The 17,278-nt window shown below is 55.0% G+C and carries 21 protein-coding genes; 17 read left to right on the plus strand and 4 right to left on the minus strand.

Features of this window, described 5'->3' with window-relative positions; all coding sequences use genetic code 11:
• Positions 1–64: 64 nt before the first annotated feature.
• From IPM39_28660 to IPM39_28720, 13 genes are all read left to right on the plus strand, one after another.
• Positions 65–1,771 carry a tryptophan 7-halogenase gene (locus IPM39_28660; protein MBK8989987.1) on the plus strand — a complete coding sequence of 569 codons (1,707 nt, stop codon included), beginning with the start codon at positions 65–67 and terminating at the stop codon, positions 1,769–1,771.
• Positions 1,771–2,304 (plus strand): DUF4184 family protein, encoded by a 534-nt coding sequence (locus IPM39_28665; protein MBK8989988.1) that lies wholly within the window; start codon positions 1,771–1,773, stop codon positions 2,302–2,304. Before IPM39_28660 ends, IPM39_28665 begins: the two co-directional genes overlap by 1 nt.
• A 41-nt stretch (positions 2,305–2,345) precedes the next feature.
• The gene (locus IPM39_28670; GenBank protein MBK8989989.1) at positions 2,346–3,203 is read left to right on the plus strand and encodes an ABC transporter permease; all 858 of its coding nucleotides are present in this window, start codon (positions 2,346–2,348) and stop codon (positions 3,201–3,203) included.
• 126 nt (positions 3,204–3,329) lie between these two features.
• Positions 3,330–4,325, plus strand: a complete 996-nt coding sequence (locus IPM39_28675) for an ABC transporter ATP-binding protein (protein ID MBK8989990.1) — start codon at positions 3,330–3,332, stop codon at positions 4,323–4,325.
• Positions 4,318–5,925, plus strand: a complete 1,608-nt coding sequence (locus IPM39_28680) for an SDR family NAD(P)-dependent oxidoreductase (GenBank protein MBK8989991.1) — start codon at positions 4,318–4,320, stop codon at positions 5,923–5,925. The genes IPM39_28675 and IPM39_28680 overlap by 8 nt, the downstream gene beginning before the upstream one ends.
• A complete protein-coding gene (locus IPM39_28685) occupies positions 5,922–6,521 on the plus strand; it encodes a CDP-alcohol phosphatidyltransferase family protein (GenBank protein MBK8989992.1) in 600 nt (199 codons plus the stop codon). Before IPM39_28680 ends, IPM39_28685 begins: the two co-directional genes overlap by 4 nt.
• A 263-nt stretch (positions 6,522–6,784) precedes the next feature.
• Positions 6,785–7,177, plus strand: a complete 393-nt coding sequence (locus IPM39_28690; protein MBK8989993.1) for a redoxin domain-containing protein — start codon at positions 6,785–6,787, stop codon at positions 7,175–7,177.
• Positions 7,178–7,188: 11 nt separating this feature from the next.
• Entirely contained in the window at positions 7,189–7,371 is a 183-nt protein-coding gene (locus IPM39_28695) for a hypothetical protein (GenBank protein ID MBK8989994.1), read from the plus strand.
• Positions 7,372–7,828: 457 nt separating this feature from the next.
• Positions 7,829–8,383: a hypothetical protein gene (locus IPM39_28700; protein MBK8989995.1), complete on the plus strand. Its 555-nt coding sequence runs from the start codon at positions 7,829–7,831 to the stop codon at positions 8,381–8,383.
• A 180-nt stretch (positions 8,384–8,563) separates the two neighbouring features.
• Positions 8,564–9,001 carry a GNAT family N-acetyltransferase gene (locus IPM39_28705; protein MBK8989996.1) on the plus strand — a complete coding sequence of 146 codons (438 nt, stop codon included), beginning with the start codon at positions 8,564–8,566 and terminating at the stop codon, positions 8,999–9,001.
• Positions 9,002–9,194: 193 nt separating this feature from the next.
• On the plus strand, positions 9,195–9,788 hold the full coding sequence (locus IPM39_28710) for a dihydrofolate reductase family protein (GenBank protein MBK8989997.1): 594 nt from the start codon (positions 9,195–9,197) through the stop codon (positions 9,786–9,788).
• Between the two features lie 295 nt (positions 9,789–10,083).
• Positions 10,084–10,434: a DUF2200 domain-containing protein gene (locus tag IPM39_28715; protein MBK8989998.1), complete on the plus strand. Its 351-nt coding sequence runs from the start codon at positions 10,084–10,086 to the stop codon at positions 10,432–10,434.
• A gap of 161 nt (positions 10,435–10,595) precedes the next feature.
• Positions 10,596–11,663 (plus strand): AlkZ family DNA glycosylase, encoded by a 1,068-nt coding sequence (locus tag IPM39_28720; protein MBK8989999.1) that lies wholly within the window; start codon positions 10,596–10,598, stop codon positions 11,661–11,663.
• Between the two features lie 386 nt (positions 11,664–12,049).
• Here the strand turns inward: IPM39_28720 and IPM39_28725 are convergent, their stop codons facing one another.
• Both IPM39_28725 and IPM39_28730 read right to left on the minus strand, forming a co-directional pair.
• Positions 12,050–12,352: a hypothetical protein gene (locus IPM39_28725; protein MBK8990000.1), complete on the minus strand. Its 303-nt coding sequence runs from the start codon at positions 12,350–12,352 to the stop codon at positions 12,050–12,052.
• 141 nt (positions 12,353–12,493) lie between these two features.
• Positions 12,494–13,060 (minus strand): PadR family transcriptional regulator, encoded by a 567-nt coding sequence (locus IPM39_28730; protein ID MBK8990001.1) that lies wholly within the window; start codon positions 13,058–13,060, stop codon positions 12,494–12,496.
• A gap of 114 nt (positions 13,061–13,174) precedes the next feature.
• Between IPM39_28730 and IPM39_28735 the strand changes: the two genes are divergently transcribed.
• The 3 genes from IPM39_28735 to IPM39_28745 all read left to right on the plus strand — a co-directional run bounded on the left by IPM39_28735 (position 13,175) and on the right by IPM39_28745 (position 15,106).
• Positions 13,175–13,657, plus strand: coding sequence for a hypothetical protein (locus IPM39_28735; GenBank protein MBK8990002.1), 483 nt, complete (start codon positions 13,175–13,177; stop codon positions 13,655–13,657).
• Between the two features lie 22 nt (positions 13,658–13,679).
• Complete coding sequence (locus IPM39_28740) at positions 13,680–14,420, plus strand: alpha/beta fold hydrolase (protein MBK8990003.1); 741 nt, start codon at positions 13,680–13,682, stop codon at positions 14,418–14,420.
• A gap of 269 nt (positions 14,421–14,689) precedes the next feature.
• On the plus strand, positions 14,690–15,106 hold the full coding sequence (locus IPM39_28745) for a CPBP family intramembrane metalloprotease (protein ID MBK8990004.1): 417 nt from the start codon (positions 14,690–14,692) through the stop codon (positions 15,104–15,106).
• Between the two features lie 61 nt (positions 15,107–15,167).
• On the opposite strand, the gene IPM39_28750 is transcribed toward IPM39_28745, so the two are convergent.
• Positions 15,168–15,668, minus strand: a complete 501-nt coding sequence (locus IPM39_28750; GenBank protein ID MBK8990005.1) for a hypothetical protein — start codon at positions 15,666–15,668, stop codon at positions 15,168–15,170.
• A gap of 2 nt (positions 15,669–15,670) precedes the next feature.
• Positions 15,671–16,168 carry a hypothetical protein gene (locus IPM39_28755; GenBank protein ID MBK8990006.1) on the minus strand — a complete coding sequence of 166 codons (498 nt, stop codon included), beginning with the start codon at positions 16,166–16,168 and terminating at the stop codon, positions 15,671–15,673.
• 648 nt (positions 16,169–16,816) lie between these two features.
• Here IPM39_28755 and IPM39_28760 point away from each other — a divergent pair.
• On the plus strand, positions 16,817–17,269 hold the full coding sequence (locus IPM39_28760) for a hypothetical protein (protein ID MBK8990007.1): 453 nt from the start codon (positions 16,817–16,819) through the stop codon (positions 17,267–17,269).
• The last annotated feature ends 9 nt before the right edge of the window (positions 17,270–17,278 follow it).

Here is a 17,278-nt window from a genome sequence, read left to right on the forward strand (position 1 = left end):
ACATGAGACAAGGAGAGGGTCTCCAAGTCTCCCCTTCTCCTTGTCTGGAAATGAATGAGTGACTATGACAACAACAAACTACGATATAGCCATCATCGGCTCTGGCATTGGCGGATCGGCGTTGGCGGCGATTTTGGCGCGGCATGGGCAGCGGGTGGTGGTGTTTGAGGCAAAGGCGCACCCGCGCTTTGCCATTGGCGAATCGCTGATTCTGGAAACGTCGGAGATGATGCGGGCGTTGGCTCATTTTTATGATGTGCCGGAGCTGGCTTACTTCAGCACGGAGAATTTCTTGCCGTTTGCCGGGACGACGCACGGCATCAAGCGGCACTTTGGCTTTTTGCACCATCAGCCCGGCCAACCGCATGATATTCGCCACACCTTGCAGGCGGTGATTCCCAAAGAGCCGCATGGCCATGAGCTGCACCTGTACCGGCAGGATACCGATTATTTCATGATGAGTACGGCCGTTGCCTACGGCGCCACCATCCACCAGAACACGGCCGTACAAGACATCACCCTCCACGACGATTACGTGACCATCATCCCGGCGCAAGGAGAGCCGGTGACAGCGCAATACGTCGTAGACGCGGGCGGCTTTCGCTCCATTCTGGCGCAAAAATTCGGCGTCCGCGATTTCGACCTGCAAACCCATGCCCGGGGGATGTTCACCCATATGATCAACGTCCCCTGCTACCATGAGATTGGCGGTTCGCAGGAGCAGTATGGTCTGCCCTTCCGCATGTCCGAAGGGACACTGCACCACGTTTTTGATGGCGGCTGGCTGTGGGTGATCCCGTTCGATAACCATGCCGAATCTACCAATCCGCTGTGCAGTGTGGGGCTGCTGCTCGACCCACGCCAGCACCCGCCGCGCCCGGAACTGACGGCCGAAGAGGAGTTCTATGCCTTCATCGCCCACTATCCCACCATTGCGGCGCAGTTTGCCAACGCCCGCGCCGTGCGCGATTGGACGCGGGCGGGCCGTCTGCAATACACCTCGACGCAAGTTGTGGGCGACCGCTGGGCGCTGATGGGGCACGCCGCCGGGTTTATTGACCCGCTGTACTCGAAGGGGCTGTATACGACGTTAACGGCCGTTTTCCTCCTCGCCAATCGCCTCCTGCAAGCCCAAGAAACGGGCGACTACTCGGCCGCCGCCTTTGCCGATGTGCAAACCGTGACGCAAAATTTCGTCCGCTCTGCCGACCGGCTGGTGGCGAACAGTTACCGCGCCTTCCGTGATTATCGGTTGTGGCAGGTGTATGCGGTGATGTGGCTGTTGGGCGCGTATACGGAATTGGTGAAGCTGAACATGATGCGGGCGCAAGCCGGTGATGACCGGCAGGCGTATGTGGACCAATTGGTGACGCTGAAGCTGGTGGGCGGGGGTTATGCCGAATTTGAGGCAGTGGCGGCGCGGGTGGATGGGATGATGGAGGGGGTGGATGTGGCCGATGAGGCGGCGGTGGCAACGGCCGTTGCCGAAATCAACCACATCTTCCGCTCGCTGGATTGGATTGCCGATCCGTTTTTGGCGTTGCTGGATGGCAAAACCTACCTGCCCAAGAACAAATTGCGCCTCAGTTTGCTCAAACCGGGGGCGGGCTTTATGCGGAGTGGGGCGTATAAGGCGCACTTTTTTGGCGATTTAACGCTGCGCGATTTGCTGGTCTATGGGGTGCAGGAGAAGGCGCGGTATGCGCGGCCGGTGTTGGCACGACGGAAGAAGAACGGGAGAGCGGGAGACGGGGAGAGGGGGAGAGGGTAGTGCAGACGTATTCGCATGGGTTGATAACGGCCGTTTTCGGGCGCAAATTCTCTCGTGATAAGCGGGCGGCTTTGCTGGCTGGCTCCGTTGCGCCGGATGTGCCGTTGGGCTTGCTCAGTGTGGGCTATGTGCTGGATCGGCGGTTTGTGCGCCCCCATTTGCCCGACAAAACGCGCTGTAGCCACACCTATAACGACCCCTACTTCCACAATCCGTGGTGGATTGCCGCGCACAACAGCTTGCACGCCCCCCTGCCCCTGCTGGCGTTGGGGCTGATTGGCTACGGCTGGCGGCGTACCGGCTGGGGGAATTGGCTCTTTTGGTTTGCGGTGGGTTGTGCCGGGCATACGGCCGTAGACATCTTCACCCACGCCGACGACGGACCAGCAGTCGCCTTTCCCCTCGATTGGCACACCCGCTTTCGCTCTCCCATCAGCTATTGGGACACCGCCCATCACGGCCGTACCTTCCGCCTGTTGGAGCATCTGCTGGATCTGTTGCTAATCGCCTATTTACTCTGGAAACGGTTATGAGAACGGGAGACAAGGAGACGGGGAGACTTGGAGACAAGGAGATGGGGAGACTTGGAGACAGGGAGACAAGGAGATGGGGAGACGTTCTCCCGTTCTCCCGTTCTCCCCGTCTCCCGTTCTCCCCGTCTCCCGTTCTCCTTGTCTTCATTCTGCTCGGTGTAGTCGCGCCCCTTGTGCCGCTGGTCATCTGGTCGTTTGCCCATCGTTGGTTTTTCCCGGCCGTTCTACCAACCGAATGGAGTTGGCGGGCGTGGGCGTATCTGGCTTCGCCAGCCTCGCAGGTGAACAAGGCGATGGTCAACAGCGTGACGGTGGCGCTGGCGGTGACGGCGCTATCGGCGCTGATTGGCTTGCCCGCTGGTCGGGCATTGGGCTTGTATGAGTTTCGCGGCAAAACGGCCGTCCTCTTCCTCATCCTCGCCCCGGCCATCATGCCCATGATCGCCGTTGTGATGGGCATCCACATCGCCTTTTTGCGCGTAGGGCTGGCCGACACCTGGCTGGGCGTGGTGTTGGTGCATTTGGTGCCGGTCATGCCCTACATGGTGCTGGTGCTGACGGCCGCTTTTGCCAACTACGACCTCGATTATGAAGGGCAAGCGCGAACCTTGGGCGCACGGCCGTTACAGGTTTTCCGTCACATCACCCTGCCCGCTATTTGGCCGGGGCTGATGGTCGGCTCGCTGTTCGCCTTCCTCATCTCGTGGAGCCAATACCTGCTGACGCTGATCATCGGCGGCGGGCAGATGATTACCCTGCCGGTGCTGCTCTTTGCCTTCGCCAACAGCGGCGACAATGCGATTACGGCCGCGCTGAGTTTGCTTTTTATTGCCCCGGCGCTGCTGCTCTTTTTGTTGACGGCGCGGTATCTCACGGGGCGAAATGTGGCGATGGTTTGAGGGAGAGGGGGAGAACGGGAGACTGGGAGACAAGGAGATGGGATTTTGACGGAAGTAGAGTTGGTTGGGTTGAATAAGCGGTATGGGAATCAGCAGGCGGCGGCGGTGGTGGATTTGTCGTTGACAATGCCGGGCGGGCAGATTACGGCGTTGTTGGGGCCGTCGGGCTGTGGCAAGACGACGGCGTTGAAGATGATTGCCGGATTGCTGACCCCCACCAGCGGCGACATTTTGTTCGAAGGCCGTTCCATCCTGCCCATCCCCGCCGAGCAACGAGGCGCAGTGATGGTCTTCCAAAACCACCTGCTCTTTCCCCACATGAGCGTCGCCGACAATGTGGCCTTTGGCCTAAAAATGCGCGGCGAGACCAAAGCGGTGATTGAGCGGCGCGTGGCCGAGATGTTGGAGTTGGTGCGTTTGCCCGGTTACGGCCGTCGCCAACCCCATCAGCTCTCCGGCGGGCAAAAGCAGCGGGTGGCGTTGGCGCGGGCGCTCATCGTCCAGCCCAAAGTGCTATTGCTCGATGAGCCGCTCTCCAATCTGGACGCCCATCTGCGCAACGAAATGCGCGACCTCATCTTTAACCTCCAGCGGCAGTTGGGCATCACGACCATCGTCGTCACCCATGATCAGGAGGAGGCGGTGATTTTGGCTGACCGCATCGCCCTGATGTTTGACGGCGTGTTACAGCAGGTGGGCGAGCCGAATGATTTTTACGAACGGCCGTACACCGAACCCATCGCGCGTTTCTTTGGCGGCGTCAACTTCATTCCCGGCCATAAACAGGGAGCGCGGGTAGAAACCAGTCTGGGTGTATTTCGGGCAGACGACGGCGACCATCTGCCCGATGGCCCCGTTAAGCTAACCATTCGGCCCGAAAACATACAATTTAGCCAAGGCCCCCAAGGTGAAAACAGCATACCGGGTTCCATTCTGAGCCATGTGTACGCCGGAACACACACCCGCTTCAAAATTGCCACGGACGATGTGGCCTTGCCACCGCTGGAAGTGGTGGCTGATGCCACCAGTCAACGGCGCCATCGAGATAACGAGAAAGTCCATATGCACTTGCCGACAGCCAAAATTTGGCTGTTGCCCAATGAGAAGGGAGCCGATGAATAGAGAAAAAACTATTTTGATCACCGGAGCGACTAGCGGAATTGGGTTGGAATTGGCGCGGTTGTATGCGCGGCAAAGTGGGCGGCTGGTATTGGTGGGGCGACGGCCGTTGTCCGAATTGAGCGATCCCCTGTTTACGGCCGCTACGTATTGCCAAGCCGACCTCGCGCAAGCGGAATGTGCTGAGCAAATCGCCAGCTTTTTGGCCGCACAAAGGCTTGATCGGCTCGATCTGCTCATCCACAATGCCGGTGTGGGCTATTACGGCGACATCGCCGCCCAATCGGCCGCCAGCATAGATGAACTGTTGGCGGTCAATCTGCTCGCGCCTATTCGCCTGACGTATGCGCTCTATCCGCTGCTGCGGGCGGCGCGGGGTAAAGTGGCTTTCATCAGCACGGCGGCAACGGCCGTTCCCACTGCCGATTATGCCGTGTATGGGGCTACCAAAGCGGCGCTCGAAGGGTTTGCCCGCTCCCTGCGCGTGGAGTGGCAGGGGCAAATTGCGGTGCAAACCATCCGCCCCGGCGCAACCGCTACCCCCATGCACGCCAAATTGGGCATCCCGCTGGAGAAGATGGATTGGCGCAAATTCCCCTCCGCTGAGGAAACGGCCGTCCAGATCGCCCGCGCCATCAAGCCAAACAAACGGCAGGCCACCATCGGCCTGAATAATCAACTGCTGACGTTTGCGGGGCGGAACGGCCGTGTTGTCCTCGACCCGCTTTTGAGAAGACAAGGAGAACGGGAGACTAGGAGAACGGGAGAACGGGAGAACGGGAGAAGGTCTTCCCGTCTCCTTGTCTCCTTGTCTCCTTGTCTTATTACTGGGGCGGCGGATGGCATTGGCCGGGCATTGGCGTGGGAATTTGGCCGCGCCGGGTATGCGGTGATTGGGGTGGATGTAGACGCAACACGAGCGGCAGTGACGGCGGCGGAACTGCAACAGGCGGGGCTGACGGCGCACTTTATCACGGCCGATTTAAGTAAGGATGATGATTTGGCGCGGCTGGTGGAAGAGATACGGCCGTTTGCCCCCCTGCAATGCCTCATCCACAACGCCGGTATCAGCGCCGTCGGCCGGTTTGAGCAGGTTGAGTTAGCCGCGCAAGAGCGGGTCATCGTTGTGAACTTACGCGCTCCTTTGCAGTTAACGGCGATGTTGGCGCGGGAAGGGTTGCTGACTGATGATGTCACTGTCGGCTTGTTGTCGTCGTTGTCCCATTACGCCAGCTATCCGGGAGCGGCCGTGTACGCCGCCAGCAAAGATGGGGTCGCCCATTATGCCCGCTCGCTTGCCGTCGCTTGGCCGCCAGCCCACACGCTGACCGTCTTTCCCGGCCCCACACGCACCGCCCACGCCCGCCGCTACAGCCCCGACAACAGCCGGGAAGCGAAGCGAATGCCGCCAGAGCAGGTGGCTGAGGTAATTGTGCGCGGGGTACGGAACGGCCGTCGCCGCATCATTCCCGGCGTGGGCAATCAGGTATTGGCCGTGGCGGGGCATCTATTCCCCCGCCTGCTGGAGTGGAGCATGAAGAAGGCGATTTTGGAGAAACTGGATGAGAATGGGAGAACGGGAGACAAGGAGATGGGGAGATGATTGATGAGCAGATGCGGTTGGTGAAGGAGAAGGTGTTTGCGCCGGTGGCACGGCGGTTTTTGGGTGTGCGTCCGTGGGTGTTTTCCCTGTTGGGTTTATTGATGGGCGTGGCGGCGGCGGTGGCCTTGTGGCAACAGATTTATTGGTTGGGAATGCTGTTTTGGTTTTTGAATCGGGCGTTTGATGCGCTGGATGGTTCGGTGGCGCGGATGGCCGGGGAGCAGAGTGATTTTGGCGGTTATCTGGATATTTTGCTCGATTTTGCCACCTATGCGCTGATTCCGATGGGGCTGGCTCTGGGACGGCCGTTGCCGGAAAACCTCATCGTCCTCAGCTTTTTACTGGCGACGTTCTATGTCAACGCCGCCTCGTGGATGTATCTGGCGGCCATTCTGGAAAAAAGCCGCCACATCCCCGGTCATCGGTTGACAACGGTGACCATGCCCACTGGTATCATCGGCGGCACAGAAACGATTATCTTTTACACTGTGTTTATCCTCTTTCCCGCCTGGCTGTTCTGGCTTTTTAGCCTGATGGCGTTGCTGACCGCCCTGACGGTCGTGCAGCGGCTCATCTGGGCGGCACGGCATGTTTGAAGAGACGGGGAGAACGGGAGACAGGGAGACAAGGAGAGGGTCTCCCTGTCTCCCATTCTCCAAGTCTCCCGTTCTTCCCATAAAAAGGAGTGTGACAAATGGCTCGACTGAAAACAGGGCAACCGGCCCTCAATGTGACCTTAGCAACGCTCGACGGCCGTTCGGTGGCGCTGGCTGATTATTGGGGCAACGGCCGTTCTTGCTTACTCCTCTTCCTCCGTCATCTGGCCTGACTGCCTTGCCGGGATCATGTGGCGCAGTTTGTGGCACATCAGGCAGAATTTGTGACATTGCAGGCCAATGTTGTGACCATCTCGTTCGGCACGGCGTATTGGTCGCAGGTCTGGTTGCAGGAAACAGGCTCCCCTTTCCCGTTTTTAATAGATGCGGATCGCGTGGCTTACCATGCCTACGGGCTGGAATCTTCCGTGTTCCGCTCGTGGAGCCCGGCCAATTTATGGTATTACACAAGGGCTGTCATGCAAAAGCGGGAAACGTTTGGCAAGCGGGGCAACCCGCATCAATTGGGCGGCGATTTCATCATTGACCCGCAGGGTATTGTGCGGCTGGCGCATCCCAGCCGGGAGCCGACGGATCGGCCGTCGCTGAACGAGGTGTGGCGCGCACTACAACAAATCAACGCGCAATTGGGTTGATTAAACCTGAGATGAAATGGTCAGCGGCCGTTGTCTGCCCTTGGTACCACATCAACCTGAAGCGCTTTGGCTGGGGCGGATGGGATGTGCTGAACCTGCTGCCAATCTCTCTGGCGCTGGCTTTTGTGTGCAGCCGTTTGCATTGCAGTCGCCCGGCAAAACGGCCTGACTGCGGCGAAGGTTTAGGATTTTAAGCGGCAGGTTGGTTGTGGAAGTTGTTGAGGGTGGCGCAAACGGTGGACAGAGAAGGGTCGTTTGGCAAACAAAAGTGGTTGTAGATTTTAGGGAATGAAGAGATGTTAGGTGGGAACGGCCGTTGGCGTTAGCAAAAGTGGTGGAGGGAGAATCGGCCGTTTTCCATTAAAATATGCAGCAACACTCAGCGCCGTTATCGGCCAAGTCAGTCAGCTTCGGCGCAGGTTTTAACAATTTTCGCTCAGACACAAAGGCAAGCGACAGGCGGGCAGGCCAGATACTCTGGATCACTTACCTTTTGAGAAGCGCCTTTATGTTAAGTAATCACACAACTTAGGGTTCATATGTTTTTAACCTGGTGAGATTGGACCAATCTCCAAGATTGGTCCAATCTGGAAACTCCAAAGTTAATTGCAAACGAACCCTTAGTTATTCACACAGGTAATGGAGATAGGAATGAAAACCGTTAAGATTCCATCGACTCTTCATGAGGTCTTTGGGAAAGAATCCACGCTTGTTGAAATGCTGCTGATTATGTTTTTTAGTGTCGGAGCAACTTGTGTCGTGTTCGCCAGTACCAAGGTTGAGTGGGAGGCGTTAGCAGCATGGAGGATTATCGTTATCTTAGTCCTGGCATTTGATATTTTTGCAGGGTTCATTGCAAACTTAACGTTTTCCACGAATGCGTTTTACCAGGCATCCAACAAAGCTCGCATGGCTTTTTTTGCTATCCATATACAGCCATTGATCTTTGTGTTTTTGACCGACAGTTCCCGTTCGCTCGGGATTGGCCTCTGGATTTACACAATACTTGCCGCACTATTGGTTAATAAACTCAAAGGTTATCCTGCACAGCGCGTCATTGCGGGGGCTTTGGTTGGACTGGGTTTGATAGGGTTAGTATTGTTTTCAGATAGAATCACGGTCTGGTTGCTGCTGGTGTTAGCCTTTTATCAATTGAAGGTCATCTATAGCTTTGCCGTCGATCATGACGCACCGAGGACTGTATGAGCCAATTTCAGGATGGTGTGCATAGTGTGTCGTTGTCTTTGGATAAAGCGCTTACCGTTCAGGCGATAGATATTCTCACACCCGCATTTCAGCATGGCCCCTTGATTCAGAACCTGTTTCCGCACGAAACGGCGCTTCGAAGCAGAATGTTTTTCCATTATCTTTTGCGAAAAAAGTGACTTGCTCGATGAAAAGTTATTTGGCATTTATGTTGATGGTGAACTGCGAGGTGTGGCATGTATTGAAGTCCCACAAGCCAAACATAGCTTTGGAAAAACATTGGCCTTCGTGGTTGAATCCATAAAACCGGTCTTCAAAATGTCACTTCGAAGATTCATTCTCCTTAATAACTATATGAAAACAACGCTCTCATCACGTCCGGAAGATCCTCATCACTACCTCGTTCTTATCGGGGTTGATCCTGCACTGCAAAAACAGGGTGCGGGGCGCGCTCTTCTGGACCATACTCACCAACTTGTGAAAAGCAACTCAAATTCAATAGGGATTGGATTGGATACGGAAAACCACCAGAATGTTCCGTTTTATGAACATTTCGGTTATGAACTGACTGGAACGGAATTGCTTGACCTGCAAACAGGAGACGCGCCACGTTTGTGACGGGGTGGCTCAAAAAGGTTGGGTGCATCGCAGCCGCGCGCTGATGATGCGAGATCGTTAGGCAATTCAGCCAGCAAGCAAGGATACATTTTGGCCTACAAATGGCGTTGAGAAATGGACACTAACCAATCACACCTACCGAATTTGACCAGGTAAGAATATCCTATAATCCAGATGTTGGAGGAACTCAGTCATGAGAAAAGTTATTGTGCTTGAACATATCTCCCTTGATGGTGTCATACAAGCCCCAGGCGGGCCAGACGAAGATACCAGCGGCGGCTTCACGTATGGCGGGTGGATAGCGCCATACTCCGACGCGATTCTCGGAACAGCCCTAAGAAAGCAGATGAACATGCCGTTCGACCTGTTGTTAGGACGCAAAACCTTTGATATTTGGGCGCCGTACTGGCCGCAACATGCAGACATATGGCCTGGCGTCAACACGGCGACCAAGTACGTCGTCTCGAATACCATGACGTCTAGCGAATGGCAGCCGTCCGTGTTTTTAACCGGAGATATTGCCGAAAAGGTCGCCGAAATTAAACGACAGCATGGGCCGGATTTGCACGTTTGGGGAAGTGGTCATCTCATTCAGACGCTCATCAAGCATGATTTGGTTGATGTGTTCTGGCTCATGATATATCCGATAACGTTGGGCGTTGGTAAGCGGTTGTTTGCCGATGGCACGGTCCCGATGGCGTTCAAGGTGACGGAAAGCAAAGTGACCCCCAATGGCGTCATTGTTGTGAATTATGAGCGTGAAGGCGCAATCACCACCGGAAGTTGATGAATATTCGCGCCGTGTCGGACCTCTGAAGGCAGGACCAGGGTGACACATTTCATTTTCACAACGGTCCGTGCCGATCAGCAGCAAATAGAAGCCGAAAGTCATGCCTCGCTTTCACTTGCAAAGATGAGAGGCGAGAAAGAAATCGCGAGTTTACGTCAAAGTTTACAATACAAAATGACGGTACTTTACAGAAACAAGTTGTTGGTTATTTCAACTCAGGCTAATAGTTCAAGGTTCTGGTTTCTGCTAACCAATATCCAGCCGATTTGCGAGATCGCCCGGAGGAATAACAATGCCTAAACATCGAATTTTCACGACAAAATTTGCCGGGGTATATCCGTTATATATTCAAAAAGCGGAACGCAAGAATCGTACGAAAGAAGAAGTTGATCAAATCATCTACTGGTTGACTGGCTATAACCAGGCGGGATTACAGGAGCAAATCGAACAGGAAAATGATTTTGAAACCTTTTTTGCCCAAGCACCATCCATTCATCCCAGTAGTTCGCTTATCAAAGGTGTAGTGTGTGGTGTTCGCGTGGAAGAAATAGAAGATCCGCTGATGCAAAAAATACGCTATTTAGACAAGCTGATTGATGAACTTTCAAAAGGGAAAACGATGGAGAAGATTCTCCGGCAATAGGTGGCCAGCCATCAGAAACAGCAGCTATTGAACGTTGAAAGCAAGTTTGGTGAAATCAAACCCACCTGAACAAGAAAAATCAGTCCGCTGGCAAGTGTTGTGGATAGCAGCAAGTGTGGGATGCGCTGCTCTACAAAACATCCATCAGCCGGGAGATTAAATTGACAACAACAGAGATAGGCCGCCAACGGTTGGCCCAGCAGCGGCTGGCACACAATCAATTTCAAACCCCAGAAGAGGTGGTGGCCTGGTTGGGCGCCGTCCAGGCCCAGGATTACCCGGGTACTCTGTGGTCGCTTGGTCTGCGCCTGCAGCCGACCACAGAGCGCGTCATCGAGCAGGCGTTCGACGAAGGCCGGATTTTACGCACCCATGTCATGCGCCCTACCTGGCATTTTGTCACGCCCGCCGACATCCGTTGGCTCCTGGCGCTTACGGCCCCGCGCGTCAACGCTGTCAACGGTTACCGGGTGCGCCAGCTTGAACTGGACGATGACCAGTTCAGCCGCAGCCAGGCCGTCATCGTCAAAACTTTGCAGGGCGGCCGCACACGTACCAGGGCTGAACTGGGCGCTGTGCTGACAGAAGCTGGTATCGGCGTACAAGGTCAGCGGCTGGCTTACATCATGATGCGGGCAGAATTGGATGCAGTGGTATGCAGTGGTCCCAGGCGGAATAAACAATTCACCTATGCCCTGCTGGATGAACGCGCCCCCCAGTCCCGCAGCTTGCCGCGGGATGAAGCGTTGGCTGAACTGACCCGGCGCTACTTCACCGGTCATGGACCGGCGGCCGTGTCAGATTTTGTGTGGTGGTCGGGCTTAACAACGGCCGACGCCCGGGCCGGTCTGTCTGCGGTCGCAGCGGACCTGGTCCACATGGTAGTCGGCGGCGAGACCTATTACTTCTCGCCGACTATGCCGCCTGCCTTTCCTTCTGAGACGGCTTTCCTGCTGCCCATGTTTGACGAATTCTGGCTGGGCTACACGTCTGCCGACCGCACCCGCCGAGGCGGCCCGGAAAAGGTGCAGAATGCCATGACCCGGCCTTCTGTGGTGATCAACGGTCAAAATGCAGGCAGTTGGCAGCGCACATTTAAGCAGAAAACGGCCGTTATCGAATTCACTGCATCCATCCCCCTTACCCCTGCCCAAGAAACGGCCGTGGCCGCCGCCGCTCAGCGTTATGGCGCGTTTGTCGGTTTGCCTGTTATGCTCATCAATATGTAAGGGTTCAGGCTGCGCCAACCTTTGGGGATATGTTTATGACACTGCATTGAGTCAAAAAATAATCTGACTTTTGGTGTTTCTGAGGTAACGGCTGATTGACTGACAAATCTCAGATTTTCACCGCGGAGAGCGCGGAGGACGCCGAGATTTTCTCTGGTACAGCCTCCGCGCTCTCTGCGTTCTCCGCGGTTAGATAAGTTTTGTCAGTCAATCAGGAGGTAACGGTTTATCCGCCATACTGTTGGGATAAGGCATCTTCGGAATAATAAAGAAGCCTTCAATGCGAAAATGCCTTAAGCGGATTCCGATGGTAGCGACTCTTGCAACCAGGCCCAATCATCTAATTTTCAGATTTTGATTTTAAAGTCTCTACCTCTTGCCCATCGTTACCAGCCAACGCCAGTGTCATGCCAGGTGAATGAACACGGTGGCAGCAGTGCCGACGCCCAGCCAATGCGCCAGTGGGTCACGCGGCTGAATAGTTGGGCCAAACCGGCGTGGTCGGTGGACACGGCCGTAGCACCCACCGCCGCCGACAGCGGCCCATACGCGCTCAGCAAATGCAGCCAGGGCGGGACGCCGCTGATGATTCCCTGCCCTTGCTGCGCCAGCGGCGCGGCAACCAGCCAACTCCAGGTAAACGCCAATAAAAAGTAGCCGCCCAACAGGCGAGAAGTGTTGGCCGCCATAAATAGTCGTCTCCGGGTTAAACTCTTGCCAGCCCAGCCGCCAATGCTTCTGCACAATCGGGGCCGGTACCAGTCGGCTGCTTTCGCGGCCCGTATGACGCCGCTAATGTATGCAGCAGCGCCATCAGCCGCCGGCGCCATTTATGCTTGTGGTTTAGCTTTATCTGCCTCCGGCAGGTTGGTAATAACGGCCGTACATTGATCCAGCCAATCCAGATACGTTCGCTCAATCGCCATGCCCAACTCCAGCGTCAGCCGCCACAGCGTGCGCATCCGATCAATCTGCGGGTCTTCCAGCGGCGGCATGGGGATCTGCGCGAATTCGGCCAGCCGCGCCGCGTGCCCCGCCCGCTGCCCGGCCACCAGTTCCAGCAAGGTCTGGTTGGTCAGCGTCCAGCCGAAGAACAACTGCACCAGAAACGCTTCCCGATTCACTGGCAGCGGCTGTGCCATGCGCAGCCAGCGGTCCAGCTCCGTTCGCCCGTCCGTGGTCAGATGGTACACCTTGCGGTTGGGACGGCCGTCTTGCACTTCCAGATCATAAGTCAGCCAGCCGTCCTCCTCCATTTTGCTAAGGCTGCGGTAAATTTGCGACTGGTCGGCCTGCCAGAAATGGGTTACCGATTCGTCAAACGCTTGCGTTTTCAGGTCATAGCCCGTCATCGGCATAACGGACAAAAGACCCAGGATGGCGTGGTGTAACGACATAGTTTTCTCCGCTGATCATCAAATTTGCACCTTGACAAGTATACATGATAAGTTTAATATATGCAATATCATATATAAACGTTATCCTGTATGGATAGTAAGGAGCAATTTTGCATGGCTTTGCAACTTAGCAGTACACAGGTATGGCAGGCAATAGAGAAAGAGTTGTTTGCTGTCGTTGGCATGGTCACGGCGCGGCAGGAGGCGCGCACGGCAGGCGTCGTCTACGTGACGCAGGCGGGCAAGTTGTACGTCGGCACGGGGAAGGATACCTGGAAGGCGCGGCACATCGGGGCCAATCCTCACGTCTCCATCACCATTCCCATCGCCAAACGGATTCCTTTCATGCCCTGGGTAAAAATACCGGCGGCGACGATCACCTTTTCCGGCGTGGCCCGCGTGCTGCCCGCCGCCGATGCGCCCCCCGACCTGCTGCACGCCATTTTTCGCGGCATGGCTGACGATGCGGCGCAGGTGGCCGAGTCTTGTCTGATTGAGGTGACGCCGCAAGGGGAGTTTCTCACTTATGGCGTGGGGGTATCGCTAATGCAGATGCGCGACCCGGCGCAGGCGCGTGGCCGGGCGGCAGTGGCCTGATCGTAAGGAAAAAGACGAAGCAATGTCAGAAATGATTTTCTTCCGCGAGTTAGGTGCTGGCCCACCGCTGTTACTGATTCATGGCCTGCTGGTAAACGGCGCCATGTTTGACCCGATTTTGCCGCTGCTCACGTCTCACTACCGCGTCATGCTGCCTGATTTATGCGGACATGGGCAAAGCGGCCGTTTGCCACCGCCGTACACTGTGCAGCGTCATGTGGCCGATCTGGTCGTTTTGCTGGATAGATTGGGCGTGGAACAGGCGGCGGTGTTGGGTTATTCACAGGGCGGGACGGTAGCGCAGCAGCTGGCTCACTGCCATCCCGACCGTGTGAACCGACTCATTCTCGTCTGCACCTACGCCTATAATTTGCTGACCTGGCGCGAACGGCTGGAAGGGTGGCTGATGCCCTGGTTGGTGCGCCTGCTCGGTTTGCGGCGGCTGGCCGGAGTAATGGCCGGTCAGGCGCGCGAGCTGACGTCACAACAAGCGGCGGAGTTACAGGAGATGATCGCCGCAAATGAGAAACGGCCGTCGCTGGCGGCAATCAAAGCTTTACAGGTTTTTGACAGCCGTCCCTGGCTGCACGAAATTAGCGTACCTACGTTGGTCATCGCTGGGGAGCAGGACAACGCTGTCCCTTTACACCACGCCCGTATGCTTTCACAGGCGATTCCAAACGCGGCGCTGCGCACTGTACCAGCCGGACACACCTTAATCTGGACCCACCCTGAACAGCTTGTGGCGCTGATTTTGGCGTGAATAAAGGCTCGCGCAGTTTGCACCGTCCTATGTGGGCGGCACCGTGCGGGCCGCAACCAAGGAGTACAAGTGATGACATCTCGTAACCAACTATCGCCAACGGCCGTTATCCCCTTAACCGGCAGTTCTCTCTGGCCGTTCCTGCTCATCACCTTTGGCGTCTCCTGGGTCTGCTGCTCGTTTTAGGCGGCTTTGGTTCGGCCATCGCTGGCGTCTGGCTCATCCAGCGACGTGGCGATCCGGCGCTGATCGGGGCGTATTGGCAGCGGGTGTTTGATTGGCGGCGCATCGGCTGGCGCTGGTATGGGCTGATTTTTCGGCTATATCCAACGGCCGTTTTACTTGCTTTCCTCATCAACGGCCGTCCGCCTGATTTTTCCCCGCTGCAAGCGCTGCTGCGCGAGCCGGCTTATCTGGCGGCTACCCTGATCTTCGTCTTCATCTTTGGTCCATTCTCGGAAGAGTTGGGCTGGCGCGGCTGCGTTCTGGATTGGCTACAAGCGCGATACAGCGCCTTCATAGCCAGCACAATCCTGGGTGTTATCTGGTGGGCGTGGCATTTGCCCCTGCTGCTGGCGCCCGGCTCTTTCTTGCAGTTGAGCGGCGGCGATCCCGTTTTTCTGGCCGGTTATCTGGGCACAGTATCCCCAGGTTGTTGCGTCGTGAAAACAGATATGAGCGAGTGACATCTGCTTAATGCAGGATAAATTCGCCGATCCGCGCCGCCAGTTCTTGTCGGGCACATTTTTATTCTGGCATCACCGAGACCAATTTGCTTCCCTTTAAAAACACCGATCGGTTATGTTCCCTGTCAACTGGAAAAGCATAATAGATGCGGCAATCGTATTCTGATGAATAACCTTCCGGGTACACATCAATCGAAATAGGAAAGGCAATTCTCCAAATTTCGGTGGGGCCTTTAGGTCGGTATTCGTCGCTTAGATAGAGATCATCAATATCAAGATTATCATCCGAGTTTAAAACCGTTTCCAATTCTTCATAGAGGGCTTTTTTCGATGGTGGGGTGATCTCTATGAGCTGCTGGGTCAATTTTTGCCAAACAGTTTGTTGGTAGACGGATGGCCCTTTTGTACCCCATACGGATACTTCGACCAGCTCCCTGGCTTGTGGAAAATCTTTATAGGACACCCAACTTCCCCCGTGTAGTGTCATCTCTCCAAATGTCGAGTTGATGAGACTTGGGGAAGGTCTAGCGAACCTCTGAATAATCCGGTGGAAGGATTCCATGGTTAAAATATCCTGAATGCTTCCAGGCTATCCGGCTCATCGTCGCTATCAATCGCAGTAAATGCCGCAGGCCAATGCCCTTCCCGAAACCAGTACCATTGAGCCTTGATTTCGAGAGGCGGTTCTCGGTCAGTCATCAGACAAAGAGCGATCAAACCAGCTGTCCAGCCCGCATGGTAAACGGCCGTGTTGGGTGCATAATTGCTATCTTCCGCTTCGTCATAGGGTACTCTTTTTTTCGCAAGTTCGATGACGATGCTTACCACTTGGTTGAAAAAATCTGCCAGGTCAGTTGAGTTCGAGACGTTGTTTTCGATGATCTCATCATACAGGTCTTGTTGTCGAATATGCAGCAGCGCAATCGGCAGGTCTTCGGGATTTCCCCATTTAGCCCAGGTATACAGACGAGGCAGTTCAGCATTTTTTATGGGCTTACCAATGTGTTCAAACCAAGGGATTGATTTTACAAGTTGGATGAATTCACCCAGTAAAACAAGCATAGTACCCTCTTGTTATGTGACCTTGCTTCGATAAGCTGCGCCGAACGCCACGGCCGTTTCCATTCCACTCCATCCATGCGGCGGTTTTGTCGTTTGTTAGACGGCCGTCTCCTTTACCCCATAGCACCCCGTTTGGGAATACAGGATGCAAGCTCGACCAATTTTCCTGCCGGGCCGTCTAACAAAGTAAGGATTCATGCGGCATGGAGTCTTCAGAACCGCCGCATAATCCGGAGTTGGACGAAGCCGCACTTAGCCGAAAATCTTGTATTTGGAATTTAAAGCCTGGGGATACCCGATAACCCTCACCTCACACCCCCCGACAAGGGTCATTGTAGCAGTCTGGACTCGAAAAGGTCAATACTAGAACGATTGCTTATTTGCGCGTTTCCCCCGGCTCGCCAGGATGTCGAAAAAAACAAGAGCGATATCCTGCACCTGGGGTTTTTTCCAGTCGGCGGGGTGAGCGCTTATCCCGCTGACTTGAGTAAACCGCAGCAACGGCCTCTTTTTTGCCATTCAATGTAATGTATATTTGACATACAGTAATAAATATATTACTATTTGTAAATCATAAATTACTTGATGTAAAGAAAAGAAGACCTGATAGGTTTGAAAAAATCTGTCAGGTCGGCAAAGGAGAACAATATGTCTTACAAAGAAAAGAATGTGGCCGTATCACTGGTAACGTTCACCCTTATTTTGGGATTCTATTTGGTGCAGATAACACGAATGTGGCGCGGCGGCGGTCTGACAGACGATGTCTTCGGCTTGTGGGCGGCCGTGGTTGTGCTGGGAATCATTGCCACCATTATCCTCACCATCATCGCCCATGTAGGTTTTGCCATTTTTGAGGTCATCAGGACGGGTGATGATGACCCCAAGATTGATGATTCTGAAGATGAACGTGACAGGCTGATTGATTTGCGGGGTACACAAGTGGCTTATCTTGTTTCATCCATCGGTACTCTGCTGGCAATGCTCACCTTTGCCCTGGGTTGGTCACCCTATGTGATGTTCAGCTTACTGATTCTCTCTGGGCTGGTAGCCCAGGTGTTGGGCGATATTTTCCGCTTAGTGATTTATCGCAGGGGGTTCTAAGATGGGTTC

Source organism: Candidatus Leptovillus gracilis, assembly GCA_016716065.1.
In the GTDB taxonomy this organism is placed as follows: Bacteria; Chloroflexota; Anaerolineae; order Promineifilales; family Promineifilaceae; genus Leptovillus; species Leptovillus gracilis.

Excerpts from the sequence above, each read along its gene's own strand:
- IPM39_28700 (MBK8989995.1), top strand. The coding sequence starts at position 7,829 with ATGAAAACCGTTAAGATTCCATCGACTCTTCATGAGGTCTTTGGGAAA.
- IPM39_28710 (MBK8989997.1), top strand. The coding sequence starts at position 9,195 with ATGAGAAAAGTTATTGTGCTTGAACATATCTCCCTTGATGGTGTCATA.
- IPM39_28695 (MBK8989994.1), top strand. The coding sequence starts at position 7,189 with ATGAAATGGTCAGCGGCCGTTGTCTGCCCTTGGTACCACATCAACCTG.
- IPM39_28660 (MBK8989987.1), top strand. The coding sequence starts at position 65 with ATGACAACAACAAACTACGATATAGCCATCATCGGCTCTGGCATTGGC.
- IPM39_28730 (MBK8990001.1), bottom strand. The coding sequence starts at position 13,060 with ATGTCGTTACACCACGCCATCCTGGGTCTTTTGTCCGTTATGCCGATG.
- IPM39_28715 (MBK8989998.1), top strand. The coding sequence starts at position 10,084 with ATGCCTAAACATCGAATTTTCACGACAAAATTTGCCGGGGTATATCCG.
- IPM39_28680 (MBK8989991.1), top strand. The coding sequence starts at position 4,318 with ATGAATAGAGAAAAAACTATTTTGATCACCGGAGCGACTAGCGGAATT.
- IPM39_28675 (MBK8989990.1), top strand. The coding sequence starts at position 3,330 with ATGCCGGGCGGGCAGATTACGGCGTTGTTGGGGCCGTCGGGCTGTGGC.
- IPM39_28685 (MBK8989992.1), top strand. The coding sequence starts at position 5,922 with ATGATTGATGAGCAGATGCGGTTGGTGAAGGAGAAGGTGTTTGCGCCG.
- IPM39_28725 (MBK8990000.1), bottom strand. The coding sequence starts at position 12,352 with ATGGCGGCCAACACTTCTCGCCTGTTGGGCGGCTACTTTTTATTGGCG.
- IPM39_28760 (MBK8990007.1), top strand. The coding sequence starts at position 16,817 with ATGTCTTACAAAGAAAAGAATGTGGCCGTATCACTGGTAACGTTCACC.
- IPM39_28755 (MBK8990006.1), bottom strand. The coding sequence starts at position 16,168 with ATGCTTGTTTTACTGGGTGAATTCATCCAACTTGTAAAATCAATCCCT.
- IPM39_28750 (MBK8990005.1), bottom strand. The coding sequence starts at position 15,668 with ATGGAATCCTTCCACCGGATTATTCAGAGGTTCGCTAGACCTTCCCCA.
- IPM39_28735 (MBK8990002.1), top strand. The coding sequence starts at position 13,175 with ATGGCTTTGCAACTTAGCAGTACACAGGTATGGCAGGCAATAGAGAAA.
- IPM39_28670 (MBK8989989.1), top strand. The coding sequence starts at position 2,346 with ATGGGGAGACTTGGAGACAGGGAGACAAGGAGATGGGGAGACGTTCTC.
- IPM39_28740 (MBK8990003.1), top strand. The coding sequence starts at position 13,680 with ATGTCAGAAATGATTTTCTTCCGCGAGTTAGGTGCTGGCCCACCGCTG.